This is a genomic window from Pantoea hericii (genome assembly GCF_014155795.1).
GTDB classification, from domain to species: Bacteria; Pseudomonadota; Gammaproteobacteria; order Enterobacterales; family Enterobacteriaceae; genus Pantoea; species Pantoea eucalypti.
This window is the reverse complement of the sequence record NZ_SCKV01000004.1, coordinates 294,285-313,937: the sequence shown is the minus strand read 5'-3', so window position 1 is coordinate 313,937 and position 19,653 is coordinate 294,285. Positions and strand designations below refer to the sequence as shown.

The window sequence follows — 19,653 nt, the reverse complement described above, 5'->3', positions numbered from 1 at the left end:
AGAGCAGCGTTGTGCGATTATTCAGTCAGTTAAGTTGGTATTTCCTGCGGGAGTGGCAGCGCTATCTGGGCGCGGTCATCCTGCTTATTGTTATTGCTATTCTGCAGTTGCTGCCGCCGCATGTAGTCGGCGTGATTGTCGATGGTGTAACACGTGACAACATGAGTTCCAGCCGCATCATGATGTGGATTGGGATCATGCTGGCAACGGCAATCGTGGTCTATCTGCTGCGCTATGTCTGGCGCGTCCTGTTGTTTGGTGCCTCCTACCAGCTGGCGGTTGAACTGCGCGAAGATTTTTATCGCCAGTTGAGTCGTCAGCAACCGGCATTTTACCTGCGTCACCGCACCGGCGACCTGATCGCGCGCGCCACCAACGACGTGGACCGGGTGGTGTTTGCGGCCGGAGAAGGGGTACTGACGCTGGTCGATTCGCTGGTGATGGGATGTGTGGTGTTACTGGTGATGAGTACTCAGATCAGCTGGCAACTGACGCTGCTGGCGCTGGTGCCGATGCCGATTATGGCTATCGTGATCCATCGTTACGGCAATCAGTTGCACCACCGCTTTAAGCTGGCACAGGCGGCCTTCTCCAGCCTCAACGATCAGACGCAGGAGAGCCTGACCAGCATCCGGATGATCAAAGCCTTTGGTCTGGAACAGCATCAGTCGCAGCAATTTTCCGACATCGCCCGTGATACCGGGGAAAAAAACCTGCGCGTCGCGCGGGTCGATGCCCGTTTCGATCCCACAATCTACATCGCGATCGGTTTCTCAAACCTGCTGGCGATTGGCGGCGGCAGCTGGATGGTGTGGCATGATCAGATGACGCTGGGACAGCTCACCAGTTTTGTGATGTATCTCGGCCTGATGATTTGGCCAATGCTGGCGCTGGCGTGGATGTTTAATATTGTCGAACGCGGCAGCGCCGCCTGGAGCCGCATCGGTGCGCTGCTGGCAGAAGCGCCAGCGGTGGAAGATGGCGATAAATCTTTACCCCACCAACCCGGCATGCTGCAGGTCGCTATTCGCGCCTTTCACTATCCGGACAGCACAGGTCCGGTGCTAAGCGATATCATCTTCCAGTTGAAACCCGGTGAAATGCTGGGACTTTGCGGGCCAACCGGCAGTGGCAAAAGCACACTGCTCAGCCTGATTCAGCGTCACTTTGATATTCAGCAGGGTGACATCCGCTACCATCAGATCCCGCTGCCGCAGTTACGGCTGGACAGCTGGCGCAGCCGTCTGGCCGTAGTCAGCCAGACACCGTTCCTGTTCTCAGACAGTGTGGCGAACAATATTGCATTGGGGAAACCGGGCGCAACCCAGCTGGAGATAGAACGTGCAGCTATGCTGGCCTGTGTTCATGACGATATCCTGCGTCTGCCGCAGGGTTATGAAACGGAAGTCGGGGAGCGCGGCGTCATGCTGTCCGGTGGACAGAAGCAGCGTCTTTCAATTGCCAGGGCACTCCTGCTGAATGCCGAAATCCTGATTCTGTACGACGCACTTTCTGCAGTGGATGGACGTACCGAACACGAAATCCTGCATAATCTGCGCATCTGGGGGCAGGGGAAAACACTGATTATCAGCGCACACCGCCTGTCGGCGCTGACAGAAGCCAGTGAAATTCTGGTGCTGCAACAGGGCAGTGTGATGCAGCGAGGCGATCACGATGCGCTGGCCAGCAGTGCTGGCTGGTATCGTGATATGTACCGGTATCAGCAACTCGAAGCGGCACTGGATGATGATGAAAATGAGAAAGGAGTGCCGCATGGCTAAGTCTGCACGCTTGTGGCCAACCCTGAAGCGTCTGCTGAGCTACGGCAAGCCATGGCGCAAATCTCTGTCGCTGGCGGTTGGCATGCTCTGGATTGCTGCCGCAGCGGAAGTGACCGGCCCGGTGCTGGTCAGCTATTTTATTGATAATCTGGTGGCGAAGCATCAGATGCCCTGGGGTATCGTTGCCGGACTGGTGGTGAGTTTTATCCTGCTTCAGTTACTGGCCGCCGGGCTGCACTACTGGCAGGCGCTGTTATTCAACCGTGCCGCGATTGGCGTGGTCCAGCAGTTGCGCTGTGACGTGATGAATGCAGCACTCTGTCAGCCGCTGAGCGCCTTTGATACCCAGCCGGTCGGTCAAATCATTTCGCGTGTGACGAACGACACCGAAGTCATCCGCGATCTCTACGTCACGGTGGTCTCCACTGTGCTGCGCAGTGCTGCACTCGTTGGTGCCATGATGGTAGCGATGTTCAGCCTTGACTGGCGTATGGCACTGGTGGCGATGATGATCTTCCCGCTGGTACTGATAGTCATGTTTATCTATCAGCGCTACAGCACGCCGATTGCCCGACGGGTTCGTAGTTATCTGGCAGACATTAACAACGGCTTTAACGAAGTGATCAGCGGCATGAGCGTGATTCAGCAGTTTCGCCAGCAGGCGCGATTTGGTGAGCGTATGGGCGAAGCGAGTCGCTCCCACTATCTGGCGCGAATGGAGACGCTGCGTCTTGATGGCTTTCTGCTGCGCCCTCTGTTGAGCCTGTTTTCAGCGATGGTACTGTGTGGGTTGCTGATCCTGTTCAGCTTCTCGGTGCCTGGCGTGTTTGAAGTCGGGGTGTTGTATGCCTTTATTACTTACCTGGGCCGCCTGAATGAGCCGCTGATTGAGCTGACCACGCAGCAATCGATGCTGCAACAGGCGGTGGTTTCTGGTGAGCGTATTTTCGAGCTGATGGATGCTACGCAGCAGCAATATGGCATCGACCCGCAGCCACTGGCTTCAGGTCGTATCACCCTGAACAATCTCAGTTTTGCCTACCGTGAAAACCGCGATGTACTCAGTGATATCAATCTTGACGTCGCACCGCGTGAATTCGTGGCACTGGTGGGCCATACCGGCAGCGGCAAGAGTACTCTGGCTAATTTGCTGATGGGCTACTACCCGGTGACGCGCGGCGAAATCCGGATTGATGACCGGCCTATTGGTGACCTGAGTCATGCCGTGCTGCGACACGGTATCGCGATGGTGCAGCAGGATCCGGTCGTACTGGCCGATACGCTGCTGGCCAATGTCCGGCTGGGCCGCGACATCAGTGAAGAGGCTGTCTGGCAGGTGCTCCAGCAGGTACAGCTGGCGCCACTGGCGCAGGCTTTACCAGAGGGAATTCATACCCGGCTGGGCGAGCAGGGCAATAATTTGTCGGTCGGACAGAAGCAGCTGCTGGCGCTGGCCCGGGTACTGGTTGATCTGCCGCAGATACTTATCCTCGACGAGGCAACAGCCAATATCGACTCCGGTACCGAACAGGCGATTCAGCAGACACTTGCGACGCTTCGTCAGCACAGTACGCTGGTGGTGATTGCGCACCGACTATCAACGATTGTGGAAGCGGACAAGATTCTGGTGCTTCATCGCGGTCGTGTGGTGGAGCAGGGTACCCATCAGCAACTGCTGGCGATGCAGGGACGCTACTGGCAGATGTATCAGCTACAACAGGCAGGTGAAAATCTGGCGTCGGGCGTGCCTGTAACATCTTAAGGTTGAGCTGCACCTTTTTTGAGCATGTTTATCAGAATAATCTGTACAAATGCACTCCTTTGACGCCTTAAGCACCAAAGGAGTGCAGTCCCTGGCAGTATTCCCCTTCATCCAGGCTTCAGGTTTCCGCTACGGTTAAAACCATGCCTTGCCGCGTCTCGCCTGACTCACTGATTAACGTCAGTTTTACACTCTGGCACAGGCTTTGCTTATATCCCTTCGTGTCCATAAACGTTACCAATTTACTCGCTGGAGGGGATCCAATGAAGCTGGTCACCGTCGTAATTAAGCCATTCAAGCTGGAGGATGTACGTGAAGCTTTATCCTCTATCGGCATTCAGGGACTGACCGTCTCCGAAGTGAAGGGGTTTGGCCGTCAGAAAGGCCATGCAGAGCTTTATCGTGGCGCAGAATACAGCGTAAATTTCCTGCCAAAAGTCAAAATTGATATCGCGATTGCCGATGATCAGCTGGACGAAGTGGTGGATGTCATCAGTAAAGCGGCTTACACCGGCAAAATTGGCGACGGTAAGATTTTCGTGGCTGAACTGCAGCGCGTCATCCGTATTCGTACCGGCGAGACCGACGAAGCCGCTCTGTAATCAAGACTCAGTACTGTGATGGGATGGAATAAAAATGAATAAAATGTTAGCTAAGTTGGGCCTCACCAGCCTGGCACTGTTACCCTCACTCGCGATGGCTGCGCCTGCCGTTGCGGACAAGGCTGATAACGCATTTATGATGATTTGCACCGCGCTGGTGCTGTTTATGTCAATTCCAGGTATCGCGCTGTTTTACGGTGGTCTGATTCGCGGCAAAAACGTTCTGTCGATGCTGACCCAGGTCGCGGTGACCTTCTCGCTGGTTTGCGTATTGTGGGTGGTCTACGGCTACTCCCTGGCGTTCAGTGAAGGCAATGCTTTCTTTGGTGGCTTTGGCTGGGCCATGCTGAAAAACATTCAACTTACCGCCGTAATGGGCAGTTTCTATCAGTATATCCACGTCGCTTTCCAGGCCTCATTTGCCTGTATCACCGTGGGCCTGATTGTCGGTGCGATAGCTGAACGTATCCGCTTCTCTGCAGTACTGATTTTTGTCGGTGTCTGGCTGACGCTCTCCTATTTACCTATCGCGCACATGGTGTGGGCGGGCGGTTTCCTGGCTCAGGATGGTGCGCTGGACTTTGCTGGCGGTACAGTAGTGCATATTAACGCCGCAGTAGCAGGTCTGGTGGGCGCTTATCTGGTAGGCAAACGTGCTGGCTTTGGTAAAGAGGCCTTTAAGCCACACAACCTGCCAATGGTCTTCACCGGCACCGCGATTCTTTATGTTGGCTGGTTCGGCTTCAACGCCGGTTCTGCGTCTGCAGCAAATGAAATCGCGGCATTGGCCTTCCTGAACACCGTCGTCGCAACCGCGGGCGCAGTCCTGGCATGGACCTTTGGCGAGTGGGCGGTACGTGGTAAGCCTTCTCTGCTGGGTGCCTGTTCAGGCTTTATTGCCGGTCTGGTAGCGATTACCCCAGCCTGTGGTTACGTTGGCGTGGGCGGATCCTTGATCATCGGTCTGGTTGGCGGCCTGGCAGGATTGTGGGGTGTGACCACCCTGAAGAAATGGCTGCGTGTGGATGATCCCTGCGATGTGTTCGGCGTACACGGCGTCTGCGGAATTGTAGGCTGTATTCTGACTGGCGTGTTTGCTTCCTCTTCACTGGGCGGCGTGGGCTATGCACAGGGCGTTACCATGGGCCATCAGGTCTGGGTGCAGCTGTTCAGCGTCGGCCTGACTATCGTCTGGTCGGGTGTTGTCGCCTTTATCGGCTTCAAGCTGGCTGACCTGATTGTTGGTCTGCGTGTACCGGAAGAGCATGAGCGTGAAGGTCTGGATGTAAACAGCCACGGCGAGAACGCTTACAACCAGTAATGTGTCAGTACGGAAAAGATTAATCGGGGGCGAGAAATCGCCCCTTTTTTTATTCGCTGCGCTGACGCATCACGCCTTCCTGAACCGTCGACGCCACCAGCACACCTTGCTGATTGTAAAACTCACCCCGGACAAAACCGCGTGCGCCAGAAGCCGAGGTACTGACTACGCTGTAGAGCAGCCATTCAGTGAAGTCGAACGGGCGATGGAACCACATGGAATGGTCGATCGTGGCGACCTGCATGTCCGGTTCTAAAAAGCCTTTGCCGTGCGGCTGAAGCGCGACCGGCAGGAAATTGAGATCGGAAGCATAGCCGAGCAGGTACTGATGAATACGTAAGTCGTCAGGTAGTGGGCCAGTGGCACGGATCCAGACCTGGCGCTCAGGCTTAGCCACATGTCCCCGCAACGGGTTGTGAATCTGTACCGGACGGATCTCCAGCGGACGTTCAGCAATGAATTTCTCGCGTAGCTTTTCTGGCAGAAGATGTGCCATTTTCTGCGCCATCGCCTGTTCAGTTAACAGGTTTTCAGGCCCGACGACTTCAGGCATCGGATTTTGATGTTCAAATCCGCTTTCCGGCGACTGAAACGATGCGGTCATGTAAAAAATCGGCTGTCCATTCTGAATGGCACTTACCCGCCGGGCACTGAAACTTTTGCCATCACGCAGCGTTTCAACATCATAGATAATCGCTTTCTGGCTATCGCCGGGCCGCAAAAAGTAGCTGTGGAAAGAGTGGATAACGCGATCTGGCGGAACGGTTTGCTTAGCGGCATAAAGCGCCTGACCGACCACCTGACCGCCAAAAACCTGGCGCAGACCCAGATCTTCGCTCTGGCCGCGATATAAACCCTCTTCGAGTTTTTCCAGATTTAACAGATTCAGCAGATTTTGCAGTGCCTGACTCATGGCGCATTCCTCAATAAAGTGACCTGCTCAGTGTGAAAGATCGGACCAGTTAACGTCAATCAGACTTTCCGCTTTAGCTGAGCCAGGCAAAATTTCATTTTTGTGCCAACATTAAGGACATACGGCGAGTGAAACGCTGTAAGCAGGATTCGCTGCCGACAATCATTTTGATCAAATGGAGACGACATCAATGAAACTCAGGCATGTGTGTAGTGGTGTAATTATGGCGCTTGCTGTTGCGGGATGCGCCGATAAGAGTAAACCCGTTCCGACCCCCACTCTGGGTTCTGCGGTTGCAGGCCAGACCGCGGCAATTGCGCAGCCTAACGTAAGTGGCTCTGTATTTATCCGCCAGCGCATTGCGCTGCCGCCGGATGCGGTGTTAACGGTAACCCTGTCTGATGCCTCTGTATCCGATGCACCATCAAAAGTGCTGTCGCAACGCGTGGTGCGTACTGAAGGTAAACAGGCACCGTTCCAGTTCGTGCTGCCGTTTAACCCGGCCGACATCCAGCCTAATGCGCGCATTCTGTTAAGCGCAGCGATCTCAATCGACGGCAAGCTGGCTTTTGTCACTGAAGGCGTGAAGCCGGTGATCAACCAGGGTGGCACTAAAGCTGAACTGCTGCTGGTACCCGTGCCATCAATGGCGATGCCAACCCAGCCGGGGGCAGCGACCACCGTTCCTTCGACCTCACCGACTCAGGTGACGCCGTCTGCAGCTGTTCCTGCACCAACCCATATTTAATCACTTTTCGGGGCGACCTTGTCGCCCCTTTTACTGCCTGAAATCCCAGCGATACGTTCCGATATCAAGCTGTCCCTCATCACTTACCTCTATGCCTTCGGCTTCCAGTGCATCGCGCTGTCTGAACAGACGGTCGCCCTGCAGTGAAATTTTACCGTGACGATTGACGACGCGATGCCAGGGAAGGGTAGTGCCTTCAGGTAACCGACTGAGCACGCCGCCGACCTGACGTGCCGCCCGCGGAGAACCTGCCAGCAGCGCCACATCGCCATAGGTAGTGACATGGCCATACGGAATAGCGGCAACAATTTGCCAGATGCGTTGCTGGAAGGTGTCAGGCTGATCCATGTGTTTATTTCATCTGCTTATTTCATCAGGAATAGGGTCTTAACTTTAGCATGGGGAGAAAGCAGTGAAAGCGTTATAGCGGCGGTTGTTCAAGAAAACAACGGTTGTCCCGACTACGCTTGCAATTGCACCCTCCTTCCCAGATAATGCCCCCGCTCTCGTAAAGAGGGCTTGTCAATGGGGGCCCTGTTGGTTCTCCCGCAATGCTAGCTTGTGAACTCGGTCAGATCCGGAAGGAAGCAGCCGTAGCAGGTGACGCGTGTGCCGGGATGTAGCTGGCAGGGCCCCCACCACTTTCTCCCTCGCAATATCCCTTCACAGAAACTGCAGACAGGCAAAACCCGCCTGGCCGATTGGTTTGACGGCAGGCAGGAATATCCGGTACTAAAAAGTGTAAAGCTAAGTACTAATCAATAAAACTAGCGGACAAATTTCCAGACTGAACCCGGGACTTTATCGTAAAGCTTGTTCATCGTCAGTTCTGCCAGACGATGGTCAGCTGCCGAGTAAAATACCGCTAACTCATCTTCAGGTAATTCATACTTATTTTTTTCAATGACCCTTTCCAGGGTATCCAGTGAACGGCAACGCCGTAGTCGCATCAAATAATCAGTTTTAGTCAGGGTTTTGTTCATAAATAAACCGTTCTCATGTCTGTACTATAATGAATGGCTCGGTTGCTGGAGAAAAGCGCACTCTTCAGTGAACAGATTAAATAAGCGTTTAGCTGAACGTTGCCACCGTTGAAGATCCGGACTATTGACACCATAGTTGCTGAATAACATAAAGGTATCATCAAGATATTCATCGATTTGCGAAATCAGCGCTTCATCTTCAACGTGCTTAATTTTGTAATTCATGGTGAAAGAGGCGATGTGCTCAATCAAATCGTTAAGCTGCAGATTGCTTTCAGAAGTGGGATCATTTACCCAGCCATGATGGCTGTCGGTTAATGTTGCCATGCTGTCGTCAAACAGGCTTTCACATAGGTATTTAAGCTGGGCAATATCATGCCGTTTCGGTGAGTATTCGTCCATCTTTTTCCCCTCCATAGCTAGCACAGTTGCCGCAGGGCAGCGAGTCACGATAACGCCGCCGGGAAGCGATTATTCGGGCAGTTATTAAACGGGATATCTTAAAGATAGTGTAAAACCATTAGTTCTGCTCACCTCCATTACTAAATATTACAATTCATCGCTGGGGGAGGGTTGTGCATTGTCAATCGCATCAAACTCAAGTGCACCGGGCACAATGCGAAACTTCACCTGCTCCGATTGCGTTACTGTTTCATTTAAATCCTGACAAGGACTAAATAAATTCCAGTCAAAATCGTAAAGTAATTTAAAACTATCCAGATCCTGATATTCAACACAAATAATTTTTAAACTGCCAGGAACTAACTGCGCATTCTGCGAATACCAGCGTAAATCCCCTACCAGCAAATCTGTTATTTTGAGAATATTCCGCTGAACAATCTCCGCTAATTTTGTGCAGTTTGATTCGCCTACAGCAATATCACATTCAATTCGTGACAACATATCTGGTCCGCTTATAACCGTTAATAAACCTATCATTGGATTTCTGCAACCAGTTTGCAAGCCAGCAGAGCACAAAACCGTTAATTGTTAACCTGCGCCAGTGGTGTGAGCAGGCTGCATCGCATGTCTGCGACGGCCAGTGACACCTGGTGTTATTTATCTTTTGATACACATTCGCGCATAGGTGCAACAACAATATCCGATATATTATTGTTATGTTATAACATGTTGGTGAAGTGATGCGTCAGAGTGGATTACTTATGTCATTAGGTGGGCGACTGGCTATCGCACTGCTGTTCATTGCGCTGCTTGCTGTGGCGATAAAATGGGGGATCAGCACATGATCCGGTTCAACGCACTTCGCGCGGGCTATCAGGGACAGGCTGTTACCCCCGCCATCAATGGTCAGCTCAGCGCTGGCTCGATGACAGCCCTGGTCGGCGCGAATGGTAGCGGCAAATCAACACTGTTAAAAACCATCGCGGGCTTGCTGCCACCAATAGCGGGGCGCTGCGAGCTGCAGGTTTCGCGGCGGGCTATTGGCTGGATGCCACAGCGTACTGAACTGGAGACGCGCTTTCCCCTGACGGTATTTGAACTGGTTTCAATTGGCTGCTGGCCTCGCTGCGGCTGGTTCGGCGGCATCAACCGGGAACTGCGTCGGGAAATCTGGCAGGCGCTGGAGGCGGTTCAGATGCGTGATTATGCAGATGCGCAGCCCGCGACCTTATCGGGCGGACAGCTTCAGCGCGTCTTGTTTGCGCGACTGTTGTTGCAGCGCAGCCAGCTCTGGCTACTGGATGAGCCTTTTAACGGCATTGATAGTCAGACGGTAACATTACTGATGTCGATACTGGAACAGCAACAGCAGGCTGGAACAACGCTGCTGGTGGTGCTGCACGACCGTCCACTGGTCGCTCGCTACTTCAGTAATGTGATGTCGATGGATGATACGGAGGTCAGTTGCACCTGGCTCCCTGATCCCCCTCTGCGGAGTTATGCGCCGTGACGTTGATACAGCCTTTTATTGAGTTTGGGTTTATGCGGCGCGCACTGGTTGCCTGCGTCGCGCTGGCTATCAGTGCCACGCCACTCGGCGTATTTCTTTCGCTGCGCCGTATGAGTCTTATTGGCGATGCATTATCACATGCCGTGTTGCCGGGTGCGGCTATTGGCTATCTGATCTCCGGACTGTCACTGGTCGCGATGGGTATCGGCGGCCTGATCGCAGGTTTAGCCGTGGCGCTGCTCTCGGGCGCGGTGAGTCGATACACGCCCTTAAAAGAGGATGCCAGTTTTGCCGGGTTTTATCTCGGTTCGCTGGCGCTGGGCGTCACGCTGGTCTCACTGCGCGGCTCAAGCGTGGATCTGCTGCACGTGCTGTTTGGCTCGCTGCTGGCGGTGGACAACGCTGCACTGTTGCTGGTTGGCGGCATCGCCGCCTTTACGCTGATTATGCTGGCGATCATTTATCGTCCGCTGGTCATCGATGCCTTTGACAGTGACTTCCTGCGGGCGCAGGGAAAATGGAGTGCACCGCTGGTGCATGGTCTGTTTTTAATGCTGGTGGTGCTGAATCTGGTGGCGGGCTTTCAGGTGCTGGGCACGCTGATGTCGGTGGGATTAATGATGCTGCCCGCTGCCAGCGCCCGTTTCTGGAGTCGCCATCTTGCCGCGATGCTGGCTATCGCCATTTTCATGGCAATGCTTTCAGCCCTGGCTGGCCTGATGCTCTCCTGGCACTTTTCATTACCGGCCGGTCCCGCTGTGGTGCTGAGCGCCGCCATGCTGTTTTTTTTCTCCATTCTTGCAGGGCCATGCGGCGGGATTTTGCGCCGCCATTAATCTTAAGGGGTATCTATGAAAAAATTACCGGTTAGCCTGGCGCTCGCTGCGCTGTTTGCCACGCCATTTGCAATGGCAAAAACGGTGGATGTCGTGGCCAGTTTTACTGTGCTGGCAGATATCGTCAAACAGGTCGGCGGCGATCATGTCAACGTAAAAAGTCTGGTGGGACCGAATGGCGATCCCCATACGTTTGAACCGACGCCACAGGACAGCCAGGCGCTGGCGAAGGCCGATCTGGTGTTTGTCAGCGGACTGGGACTGGAAGGGTGGATGGATCGCCTGGTCAGCGCGTCGGGATATCGCGGGCAGCCCGTGGTCGCTTCAACGGGTGTGACTACCCGCAGCATGGAGGAGGAGGGCAAAACGGTGACCGATCCACACGCCTGGAACAGCATGCAGAACGGCGTTATCTACGCGACCAACGTGATGAATGCGCTGGTCAAAGCCGACCCTGAAGATGCACCTGCAATCCGCAAGCGTGGGCAGAATTACATACAGCAACTGCAGGCGCTGGATAGCTGGGCAAAAACGGCCTTTAACGCTGTGCCTGCCGACAAGCGTAAAGTGCTGACCAGTCACGATGCGTTTGGTTACTTTGGACAGCGATATGGCGTAACGTTTCTGGCACCCGTCGGATTCTCTACTGAAGCAGAAGCGAGTGCCAGCAACGTGGGGAGCTTAATCAACCAGCTCAAACAGCAGCACATTAACCGCTATTTCATCGAGAATCAGACGGACCCGCGGTTAGTGAAACAGATAGCCAGCGCGACCGGTGCTGAGCCAGGTGGTGAGCTCTATCCGGAAGCGTTATCCACGGCTTCTGGCCCGGCGGCGACTTATCAGGCGGCCTTTAAACATAACGTGAATGCGATGCTGAAGAGTATGCAATAGGCATAAAAAAGGCCGGGCGAGCCCGGCCAGTCATCACGACACAAACTAGCGTTTCTTCTTCCTTCCCTGTACAGCCTTAAAGCGTGGATTTGTTTTACAGATGACGTAAACACGTCCTTTCCTGCGCACCACTTTGCAATCCCGATGGCGATTTTTGGCGGAGCGCAGAGAGCTTAATACCTTCATGAGTTACCTCTTCTTTGCGGCCAGGAAAGAACCGAAACGCTGGTTAAAGCGTGCGGTGCTGCCTTCTTTAGCAAAATCTTTCTGTTTGCCGGTGTAGAAAACATGCGAGGCGGATGACACGTCCAGAGTGACGTAGGGCAGTGTTTCGCCTTCGAACTCAACTGTGCGATCGGTTTTAATGGTGGATCCGATTTTGAACCACACATCCGCGGATGTGTCATGGAAGACCACGTGACGATAGTGAGGATGAATATTCGCTTTCATAATGCACGCCTATGTAATGTTATAATATAACATTATTATGCGCCGCACTTTTCAGCATTGCAACTGCCAGCGCGTTATTAAAAGCAGAGGATCTGCAAAGAGCAGGGACAGAATCGCAGGCATAAAAAAGGCCGCTTGCGCGGCCTCAGATGATTTACAGCTTAGTGAGTCTGGTTATGTTCAACCGGATGACTGTTCGCTGATTCTTCTTTTTTCTTGCCAAAGCGGCGGCGTACCACCACAAAGAACACCGGCACAAAGAAGATCGCCAGGATGGTCGCGGTAACCATACCACCGATTACGCCTGTACCTACCGCGTTCTGCGAACCGGAGCCAGCACCGGTACTGATCGCCAGCGGCAGCACCCCGAGAATAAACGCCAGTGACGTCATCAGGATAGGACGCAGACGCATACGACACGCTTCCAGCGCAGCTTCAATCAGCCCTTTGCCCTCTTTATCCATCAAATCTTTAGCAAATTCGACAATAAGGATGGCGTTCTTGGTCGACAGGCCGATGGTGGTCAGTAACCCGACAACAAAGTAGACGTCATTGCTTAAGCCACGCAGAGTGGTAAAGAGCAGTGCACCAATGACCCCGAGCGGGACAACCAGCATAACCGAGAAGGGAATCGACCAGCTCTCGTACAGTGCGGCGAGACACAGGAAGACCACAATCAGCGAGATAGCATAGAGCGCAGGGGCCTGATTACCGGACAAGCGTTCCTGATAGGACATGCCAGTCCAGTCATAGCCGATACCGGCAGGCAGTTTCGCCGCCAGCTCTTCCATCAGATCCATTGCCGCACCCGAACTTTTACCGGGAGCTGCCTGTCCCAGGATTTCCATCGCAGGCAGGCCGTTGTAACGCTCAAGGCGCGGTGAACCATACTGCCATTTCGCTGACGAGAAGGCAGAGAAGGGCACCATGGTTCCACTGCTGTTGCGCACGAACCATTTACCAATGTCGTCCGGCAACATGCGGGAGTCCGCTTTACCCATCACGTAAACTTTTTTCACACGACCGCGGTCAATGAAGTCGTTCACGTAAGAGCCACCCCAGGAAGCCGCCAGCGTAGTGTTGATATCACTGAGTGATACGCCCAGTGCCTGCGCTTTTTCCTGATCGATGGTCAGCTTGTACTGCGGTGTATCTTCCATACCGTTCGGGCGCACGCCAACCAGCGTATCAGGATGCTGTGCAATCATACCAAACAGCTGATTACGCGCTTCCGTCAGCTTATCGTGACCCAGGTTATTCTGATCGATGAGCTCAAAATCGAAGCCAGTCGCGTTACCCAGTTCAATGATAGCGGGCAGGTTGAACGGAATGACCATCGCATCTTTGATTGCGCCCAGCGCCTTCATGGCGCGGCCAGCAATCGCCGGAACTTTCATGTCTGCGCCGGTACGCTCATCCCACGGCTTGAGACTGACGAAGGCGATACCGGTATTCTGTCCACGACCAGCAAAGCCGAAGCCGTTAACGGTGAACACCGATTTAACCGTGTCTTTCTCCTGCGTCAGGAAGTAGTCCGTGACCTGATCCAGCACTTTCTGAGTACGCTCCTGCGTTGCGCCTGCAGGCAGCTGCGCCTGAGCCAGCAGCAGACCCTGATCCTCTTCCGGTAAGAATGAAGAGGGCAGTCGCATAAACAGAAACGCCATTCCGACCACGATGACCAGATAGATCAGCATGTAGCGACCCGTACTGCGAACCATGTGGCCAACACCATCCACATAGTGACTGGTGCTTTTGTCGAATATACGGTTGAACCAGCCGAAGAAACCGGTGGTTTTCCCGTGATCGCCTTTTTTGATCGGTTTCAGCATGGTGGCACAGAGTGCCGGCGTCAGAATAAAGGCGACCAGCACCGATAGCGCCATCGCCGAAACGATAGTAATGGAGAACTGGCGATAGATAACGCCGGTCGAGCCACCAAAGAACGCCATCGGAATAAATACAGCGGCCAGTACCAGCGCGATACCGACAAGTGCGCCCTGAATCTGCTCCATTGAACGCTTCGTTGCTTCTTTTGGCGGTAATCCTTCTTCCGCCATCACGCGCTCAACGTTCTCAACCACCACGATGGCGTCATCCACCAGCAAGCCGATGGCCAGCACCATCCCGAACATCGTCAGGGTGTTTATCGAATAACCAAATGCGTTGATAACGGCAAACGTACCCAGCAGTACCACGGGCACAGCGATAGTCGGAATGAGCGTGGCGCGGAAGTTCTGCAGAAACAGATACATCACCAGGAACACCAGCACAATCGCTTCGATCAGCGTTTTCACCACTTCGAAAATCGAGATCTTAACGAAAGGTGTGGTGTCATACGGATAGACCACTTTCAATCCGGCCGGGAAGGTCGGCTGTAATTTGGCCAGTTCTTCTTTCACCGCATTGGCGGTATCCAGCGCATTCGCACCGGTGGCCAGCTTGATACCGATACCGGACGCAGGCTTGCCATTATAACGGGCAACGATTTCGTAGTTTTCTGCACCGAGTTCAATCCTTGCCACATCACGCAGACGAACCTGAGAACCATCTTCGTTCACTTTGAGCAGGATTTTGCCGAACTCATCCGTTGAGGTCAGACGGGTTTGCGCAATGATTGAGGCGTTGAGCTGCTGTCCTGGCACCGGCGGCGTACCACCTAACTGACCGGCAGCGACCTGGGTGTTCTGAGTGTTCAGCGCACTGATCACATCAACCGGCGTCAGGTTGTAGTTGTTCAGCTTGTGCGGATCCATCCAGATACGCATCGCGTACTGCGCACCAAATACCTGGGTATCACCCACGCCTTTGGTACGGCTGATCGGATCTTTGATTGATGACGAAATAAAGTCAGAAATGTCATTCTGCGTCATGTTGTCATCGTCGCTGATGAAGCCCGCAACCATCAGGAAGCTACTGGACGATTTCTTAACCTGAATCCCCTGTTGCTGCACTTCCTGCGGCAGCAGCGGCGTCGCCAGCTGCAGTTTGTTCTGCACCTGAACCTGCGCGATATCTGCATCTGTACCCGACTCAAAGGAGATGGTCAGGGTCAGCGTACCGGATGAATCGCTGCTCGAGGACATATACATCAGTCCATCGATACCGTTCATGTTTTGTTCGATAACCTGGGTCACCGAGTCCTGCAGCGTTTTAGCATCCGCACCAGGGTAGGTGGCCTGAATCTCAATCGCCGGCGGGGCAACATTGGGATATTGCTCGATCGGAAGTTTGAGAATCGACAGCGCACCGACCAGCATGATGATGATGGCAAGCACCCACGCAAAGATGGGTCGATCGATAAAGAACTTAGCCATGAATCAACGGCTCCTGTTATGACGGTGACTTGTCAGACTGCGGCTTTGAATCGGGTGCCGCTTTCGCATCGTCTGAGACTTCTTGTGGGGTCACCTGTGCGCCCGGCTTGGCACGCTGCAGACCGGTGCTGATCACACGTTCACCCGCTTTAACACCGTCAGTGACTAACCATTTGTCGCCAATCGCCTGAGAGGTGGTGACCTGACGCGCTTCAACTTTGTTATCTGCACCCACGACCATGACCGTTGCCTGACCCGTTGGGGTACGGGTTACCGCCTGTTGCGGAACCAGCAATGCATCAGGATTGGTGCCTTCATCCAGACGCGCACGAACAAACATGCCCGGTAACAGGGTATGGTTCGGGTTCGGGACAATGGCGCGCAGGGTGATAGAACCGGTGGTTTCATCAACGGTGACGTCAGAGAACTCCAGCGTACCAGGCTGTGGATAGCTGCTGCCGTTCTGCATCAGCAGTGTCACGTTGGCTTTGCCCTCGCTCTGCTTCAGCTGACCCGACTCCAGTTCTGAACGTAAGCGCATAAAATCTTCGCTCGACTGGGTGACGTCGACATACATGGGATCAAGTTGCTGCACGGTGGCCAGTGCGGTGGTTTGTGCGCTTTGTACCAGCGCACCTTCCGTTACCGACGATTTACCGATGCGGCCACTGATAGGCGAGGTGACTTTGGTGTAAGCCAGATTAATGCGGGCCGTTTCGACATTGGCTTTTGCTACCTGAACTGCAGCCTCGTTTTGCGCGGCTGTAGCAACAGCGGTGTCATAATCCTGCTGACTGATATATTTGGTGCCGAGCAGAGGTTTATAACGTTTGACGGTCAGCTGAGCGATATGTGCGTTAGCCTGCGCCTGCGTTAAATCACCTTTGGCGCTGTCATAGGCTGCCTGATAGGTAGCCGGATCGATCTGATAGAGAGACTGACCTGCTTTAACGTCGCTTCCTTCAATAAAGTTACGCTTCAGAATAATACCGGACACCTGCGGACGGACTTCAGCCACACGGTATGCCGAGGTGCGGCCTGGTAATTCAGTTGAAATCTTAAGGGGTTCCGTTTTCAGTGTAACAACACCTACGGCTGGCGGTTGCTGCTGGGCGGCTTGTTCGGATTTATTGTTGTCACATCCTGTTAACAAAAAGCTGCCTGATAGCATCAGGGCGGCCGCCAGAGGCGATAATCCTCTGATTTTATTCATAAATAAACCTCTAGTGTCCGGTATCAATTGGTCAATGGATCACAAACTGAAAAACCCATTGCTGTGGCAAGGCGCAGGTCATGCTATGGTACATACATTCACAAATGTATGTAAACTTACCTGTTTGTAAAAAAAGCCCACTATGGCACGAAAAACCAAAGCGCAAGCACTTGAAACACGGCATCAAATTCTTGATGCCGCTATTGTTCTCTTTTCGCAGCAGGGCGTCTCAGCCACCTCACTGGCAGATATCGCCACCGCAGCCAGCGTTACGCGCGGGGCAATCTACTGGCATTTCAAAAACAAAGCCGATGTATTACACGAAATATGGCTTCGTTGTGATGCGGGTCTGGACGATGTGGAACTTGAGTATCAGACAAAATACCCTGGCGATCCACTCTCTGTGTTGCGCGCAATGCTGGTCTATATCTTTGAAGCGACTGCAAAGGATCCACAGCGACGCGCGTTGATGGAGATCATTTTCCATAAATGCGAGTTTGTGGGCGAAATGTCAGCACTGAAGAATATGCAACAAAGCTTACTGCTGGAATGCTACGATAAAATTGAAGATGTCCTGCGCCAGTGCATTGACGCCGGACAACTTCCGGGCACTCTCAGCACGCGTCAGGCTGCCCTGATTATGCGCGGTTACGTCAACGGTATGATGGAAAGCTGGCTGTTTTCGCCGGACAGTTTTGATTTAGCCGCAGACGCACCCGTTCTGACCAACGCCTTTATCGATATGCTGCGCCTCAGTCCGACGCTGACGGCTTCCTGTTAGGTCGGCTGGCTATCGCGCTTGTTCTCGAAATCGCGCTGCACCATAGCCAGCGCGGAGAGCACGGTCTCAACCGGCAATTGATGCTCTTCCAGTAGCTGAATCAGATCAACAGCCAGTTTGACGTCGTCAGGGGCGTTTTCCAGTGACATCTTGTCTCCTAAATACGTAATCGGGCCGCGACCAGCAGCATCAGTAACGCGCCGACAATCGCTATGCCCAGGGCGCCAGCATGCAGCGTTGCCAGCGAGCCCAGTTCAAAATAGGCGGCGATATAGCCGCCGATCAGTGCGCCGATCATCGACAGCGTCAGGGTCGCCATCAGGCCACCGGGCCGACCCGGTATCAGCAGACGCTTTAACAGGCCCAGCAGTAGCCCGCAAATTAGCCAGCTCAGTAAACCCATGGTTCGTCTCCAGGCAGAATTGCACTCAGTATAGAAGCGCTTTTCTCACGCTGCGCTTTATTCGCTGTGCTCGCCGCCGCGCAGGGAAGCGCCCCATTCGACAGAGCGAATCGCCTGACGGCAGCGCGCCAGTCTTCCCTCTAGTGTTTCCAGATCCTGCTTCAGCTGACGCTGGACCGCCAGCGTTTCGGCCAGTGCCAGCCGCTGTTCACGCTGATCGATCATCGCCAGTAAGCGCCGTTCAAATTCACGGTACTCCTGATATTTTGAGGCGCGTGGGTTCTTAACCGGCTGTTCACGTTGGGTACGCAGCTTTTGGGTACTCGCCTCGCGTTGCAGGGCAGCAATCTGATCCACCAGGTGTTCAGCCAGCCAGGCACTGCGCGCCAGATCGTTAACGCTGTCGCACAGTCGGGCGAAATTCTGTTCCACTTCCAGCAGGTAATCTGCCAGCCGCGTGCCTTTGGTGCGAAAAAGCTGCGAGTCAAAGCGTGGCATACGGCACTCACCATCCGGATGACGCGCAATCTCCTGACGCAGGTCGATCAGAAGCTGTTGCAGGCGCTGTTGCAAAGCGATCGCACTCATCGCGTGACGTCCGGTTGTGCTAACGTAGTCGGATGAGGAAAGAGCTGGGCGGGATTCATGCAACGCATTCTGTTATTAACCCTCGGCTGGCTGGCGATTGTGCTGGGGACGCTGGGCATTGTATTACCTTTATTACCTACCACGCCATTCATGCTGCTTGCGGCCTGGTGTTTTGCGCGGTCATCGCCACGCTTCCATCACTGGCTGCTGTGGAAATCGCCATTTGGCCGCTATCTGCGCCACTGGCAACAGCATCGCGCAATGCCGCCGGGCGCCAAAGTCCGTGCTATCTGCCTGATAGTCGCAACATTTAGTCTTTCGCTTTTCCTGGTGCATCAGCTCTGGGTACGCATCATGTTGCTGATCATGCTGGCGGCGCTGCTGCTGTTTATGTGGCGTATTCCGGTGGTGGCAGAAGCAGCGGACGCACCCAAGTCGCCGCGATAAAGTTGCATTTAGCCGGTCATTTGCTTAGATTTGGGCGTCTTCGTGCGTGGCTTCCCTTTGTGAATTGACTTCCGCTGAGCCTTTTACCAGGTATTAGCGCTTTTGAAGCTGCGCGAAACAGAATTTTTTACCAGGCGTATCATTATGACCGACACTGCGCAGCAGCTTGAATTCATTAAAAACAGCATTAAAAGTATTCCCGATTATCCTAAGCCAGGCATCCTGTTCCGCGATGTCACCAGCCTGCTGGAAGATCCCAAAGCCTATGCCGCGTCGATTGCGCTGCTGGTTGAGCGTTACCGTAATAAAGGCATCACTAAAGTGGTGGGTACGGAAGCGCGCGGTTTCCTGTTTGGTGCCCCGGTGGCATTAGGCCTCAATGTCGGTTTTGTTCCGGTGCGTAAGCCCGGCAAACTGCCGCGTGAGGTTTACAGTGAAGCTTATGAGCTGGAATATGGCACCGATCAGCTGGAATTGCACAAAGATGCCATCCAGCCGGGCGATCTGGTGCTGGTGGTTGATGACCTGCTGGCGACCGGTGGGACCATTGAAGCGACCGTTAAACTGATCCGTCGTGCAGGCGGTGAAGTGAAAGACGCGGCTTTCATTATTAACCTGTTCGATCTGACCGGTGAATCGCGTCTCAATGCCCTGGGCGTTGAGAGTTACAGCCTGGTCAAATTCCCCGGCCACTAAGCCACT

The 19,653-nt window shown here is 53.8% G+C and carries 23 protein-coding genes and 1 other RNA gene; 12 read left to right on the top strand and 12 right to left on the bottom strand.

The annotated features are described in order from the left end of the window. The first annotated feature begins 11 nt into the window (after window positions 1-11). The 4 genes from H7K52_RS11095 (at window position 12) to amtB (ending at window position 5,466) form a co-directional block, all read left to right on the top strand. Window positions 12-1,781, top strand: a complete 1,770-nt coding sequence (locus tag H7K52_RS11095) for a SmdA family multidrug ABC transporter permease/ATP-binding protein (protein ID WP_182630047.1) — start codon at window positions 12-14, stop codon at window positions 1,779-1,781. Then, window positions 1,774-3,543 carry a SmdB family multidrug efflux ABC transporter permease/ATP-binding protein gene (locus tag H7K52_RS11090; protein ID WP_182630046.1) on the top strand — a complete coding sequence of 590 codons (1,770 nt, stop codon included), beginning with the start codon at window positions 1,774-1,776 and terminating at the stop codon, window positions 3,541-3,543. Before H7K52_RS11095 ends, H7K52_RS11090 begins: the two co-directional genes overlap by 8 nt. 263 nt (window positions 3,544-3,806) lie before the next feature. Then, window positions 3,807-4,145 carry a P-II family nitrogen regulator gene (gene glnK, locus H7K52_RS11085; RefSeq protein WP_003850469.1) on the top strand — a complete coding sequence of 113 codons (339 nt, stop codon included), beginning with the start codon at window positions 3,807-3,809 and terminating at the stop codon, window positions 4,143-4,145. Window positions 4,146-4,179: 34 nt separating this feature from the next. Further along, on the top strand, window positions 4,180-5,466 hold the full coding sequence (amtB, locus tag H7K52_RS11080; RefSeq protein ID WP_003850465.1) for an ammonium transporter AmtB: 1,287 nt from the start codon (window positions 4,180-4,182) through the stop codon (window positions 5,464-5,466). A 49-nt stretch (window positions 5,467-5,515) separates the two neighbouring features. Here the strand turns inward: amtB and tesB are convergent, their stop codons facing one another. Then, entirely contained in the window at window positions 5,516-6,379 is an 864-nt protein-coding gene (gene tesB, locus H7K52_RS11075; RefSeq protein WP_003850463.1) for an acyl-CoA thioesterase II, read from the bottom strand. 190 nt (window positions 6,380-6,569) lie between these two features. Between tesB and H7K52_RS11070 the strand changes: the two genes are divergently transcribed. Beyond that, the gene (locus tag H7K52_RS11070; RefSeq protein WP_008924908.1) at window positions 6,570-7,127 is read left to right on the top strand and encodes a YbaY family lipoprotein; all 558 of its coding nucleotides are present in this window, start codon (window positions 6,570-6,572) and stop codon (window positions 7,125-7,127) included. Between the two features lie 30 nt (window positions 7,128-7,157). Here H7K52_RS11070 and H7K52_RS11065 read toward each other — a convergent pair whose 3' ends face one another. Next, window positions 7,158-7,475, bottom strand: coding sequence for an MGMT family protein (locus H7K52_RS11065; protein ID WP_003850460.1), 318 nt, complete (start codon window positions 7,473-7,475; stop codon window positions 7,158-7,160). A 187-nt stretch (window positions 7,476-7,662) separates the two neighbouring features. Between H7K52_RS11065 and ffs the strand changes: the two genes are divergently transcribed. Further along, an RNA gene (gene ffs, locus H7K52_RS11060) (signal recognition particle sRNA small type) lies at window positions 7,663-7,759 on the top strand. 135 nt (window positions 7,760-7,894) lie between these two features. On the opposite strand, the gene H7K52_RS11055 is transcribed toward ffs, so the two are convergent. The 3 genes from H7K52_RS11055 to H7K52_RS11045 form a co-directional block, all read right to left on the bottom strand. Continuing rightward, window positions 7,895-8,110, bottom strand: coding sequence for an HHA domain-containing protein (locus H7K52_RS11055; RefSeq protein WP_003850458.1), 216 nt, complete (start codon window positions 8,108-8,110; stop codon window positions 7,895-7,897). A gap of 24 nt (window positions 8,111-8,134) precedes the next feature. Then, window positions 8,135-8,512 carry an Hha toxicity modulator TomB gene (gene tomB, locus H7K52_RS11050; protein ID WP_003850455.1) on the bottom strand — a complete coding sequence of 126 codons (378 nt, stop codon included), beginning with the start codon at window positions 8,510-8,512 and terminating at the stop codon, window positions 8,135-8,137. Window positions 8,513-8,659: 147 nt separating this feature from the next. Beyond that, the gene (locus H7K52_RS11045; RefSeq protein WP_182630045.1) at window positions 8,660-9,013 is read right to left on the bottom strand and encodes a hypothetical protein; all 354 of its coding nucleotides are present in this window, start codon (window positions 9,011-9,013) and stop codon (window positions 8,660-8,662) included. A gap of 340 nt (window positions 9,014-9,353) precedes the next feature. On the opposite strand from H7K52_RS11045, the gene H7K52_RS11040 reads away from it, so the two are divergent. Genes H7K52_RS11040 through H7K52_RS11030 form a run of 3 tightly spaced genes read left to right on the top strand, consistent with a single transcriptional unit; the run spans window position 9,354 to window position 11,752 of the window. Next, complete coding sequence (locus H7K52_RS11040; RefSeq protein WP_039659286.1) at window positions 9,354-10,022, top strand: metal ABC transporter ATP-binding protein; 669 nt, start codon at window positions 9,354-9,356, stop codon at window positions 10,020-10,022. Beyond that, window positions 10,019-10,858, top strand: coding sequence for a metal ABC transporter permease (locus tag H7K52_RS11035; protein WP_003850449.1), 840 nt, complete (start codon window positions 10,019-10,021; stop codon window positions 10,856-10,858). The genes H7K52_RS11040 and H7K52_RS11035 overlap by 4 nt, the downstream gene beginning before the upstream one ends. Window positions 10,859-10,873: 15 nt before the next feature. Continuing rightward, window positions 10,874-11,752: a metal ABC transporter substrate-binding protein gene (locus H7K52_RS11030; protein WP_039659090.1), complete on the top strand. Its 879-nt coding sequence runs from the start codon at window positions 10,874-10,876 to the stop codon at window positions 11,750-11,752. A 45-nt stretch (window positions 11,753-11,797) separates the two neighbouring features. On the opposite strand, the gene ykgO is transcribed toward H7K52_RS11030, so the two are convergent. The 4 genes from ykgO to H7K52_RS11010 form a co-directional block, all read right to left on the bottom strand. Further along, window positions 11,798-11,938: a type B 50S ribosomal protein L36 gene (gene ykgO / locus H7K52_RS11025; protein WP_003850445.1), complete on the bottom strand. Its 141-nt coding sequence runs from the start codon at window positions 11,936-11,938 to the stop codon at window positions 11,798-11,800. A gap of 3 nt (window positions 11,939-11,941) precedes the next feature. After that, on the bottom strand, window positions 11,942-12,202 hold the full coding sequence (locus H7K52_RS11020; RefSeq protein ID WP_008924911.1) for a type B 50S ribosomal protein L31: 261 nt from the start codon (window positions 12,200-12,202) through the stop codon (window positions 11,942-11,944). A gap of 161 nt (window positions 12,203-12,363) precedes the next feature. Next, a complete protein-coding gene (locus H7K52_RS11015) occupies window positions 12,364-15,519 on the bottom strand; it encodes a multidrug efflux RND transporter permease subunit AcrB (RefSeq protein WP_003850443.1) in 3,156 nt (1,051 codons plus the stop codon). A 16-nt stretch (window positions 15,520-15,535) separates the two neighbouring features. After that, the gene (locus H7K52_RS11010) at window positions 15,536-16,732 is read right to left on the bottom strand and encodes an efflux RND transporter periplasmic adaptor subunit (RefSeq protein WP_078804162.1); all 1,197 of its coding nucleotides are present in this window, start codon (window positions 16,730-16,732) and stop codon (window positions 15,536-15,538) included. Between the two features lie 142 nt (window positions 16,733-16,874). Here H7K52_RS11010 and acrR point away from each other — a divergent pair, with 142 nt between their 5' ends. Next, window positions 16,875-17,513, top strand: a complete 639-nt coding sequence (gene acrR / locus H7K52_RS11005; RefSeq protein ID WP_003850439.1) for a multidrug efflux transporter transcriptional repressor AcrR — start codon at window positions 16,875-16,877, stop codon at window positions 17,511-17,513. Here the strand turns inward: acrR and rsmS are convergent. Genes rsmS through priC form a run of 3 tightly spaced genes read right to left on the bottom strand, consistent with a single transcriptional unit; the run spans window position 17,510 to window position 18,504 of the window. After that, on the bottom strand, window positions 17,510-17,662 hold the full coding sequence (gene rsmS / locus H7K52_RS11000) for a pleiotropic regulatory protein RsmS (protein ID WP_003850436.1): 153 nt from the start codon (window positions 17,660-17,662) through the stop codon (window positions 17,510-17,512). The two genes, acrR and rsmS, sit on opposite strands and share 4 nt — an antisense overlap. An 8-nt stretch (window positions 17,663-17,670) precedes the next feature. Beyond that, a complete protein-coding gene (locus H7K52_RS10995) occupies window positions 17,671-17,916 on the bottom strand; it encodes a GlsB/YeaQ/YmgE family stress response membrane protein (protein ID WP_008924913.1) in 246 nt (81 codons plus the stop codon). A gap of 57 nt (window positions 17,917-17,973) precedes the next feature. After that, window positions 17,974-18,504, bottom strand: coding sequence for a primosomal replication protein PriC (gene priC, locus H7K52_RS10990; protein ID WP_182630044.1), 531 nt, complete (start codon window positions 18,502-18,504; stop codon window positions 17,974-17,976). 57 nt (window positions 18,505-18,561) lie between these two features. Between priC and H7K52_RS10985 the strand changes: the two genes are divergently transcribed. Both H7K52_RS10985 and apt read left to right on the top strand, forming a co-directional pair. Next, window positions 18,562-18,951 (top strand): DUF454 family protein, encoded by a 390-nt coding sequence (locus H7K52_RS10985; protein ID WP_003850431.1) that lies wholly within the window; start codon window positions 18,562-18,564, stop codon window positions 18,949-18,951. Between the two features lie 144 nt (window positions 18,952-19,095). Continuing rightward, entirely contained in the window at window positions 19,096-19,647 is a 552-nt protein-coding gene (gene apt, locus H7K52_RS10980) for an adenine phosphoribosyltransferase (protein WP_182630043.1), read from the top strand. Window positions 19,648-19,653: the final 6 nt, after the last annotated feature.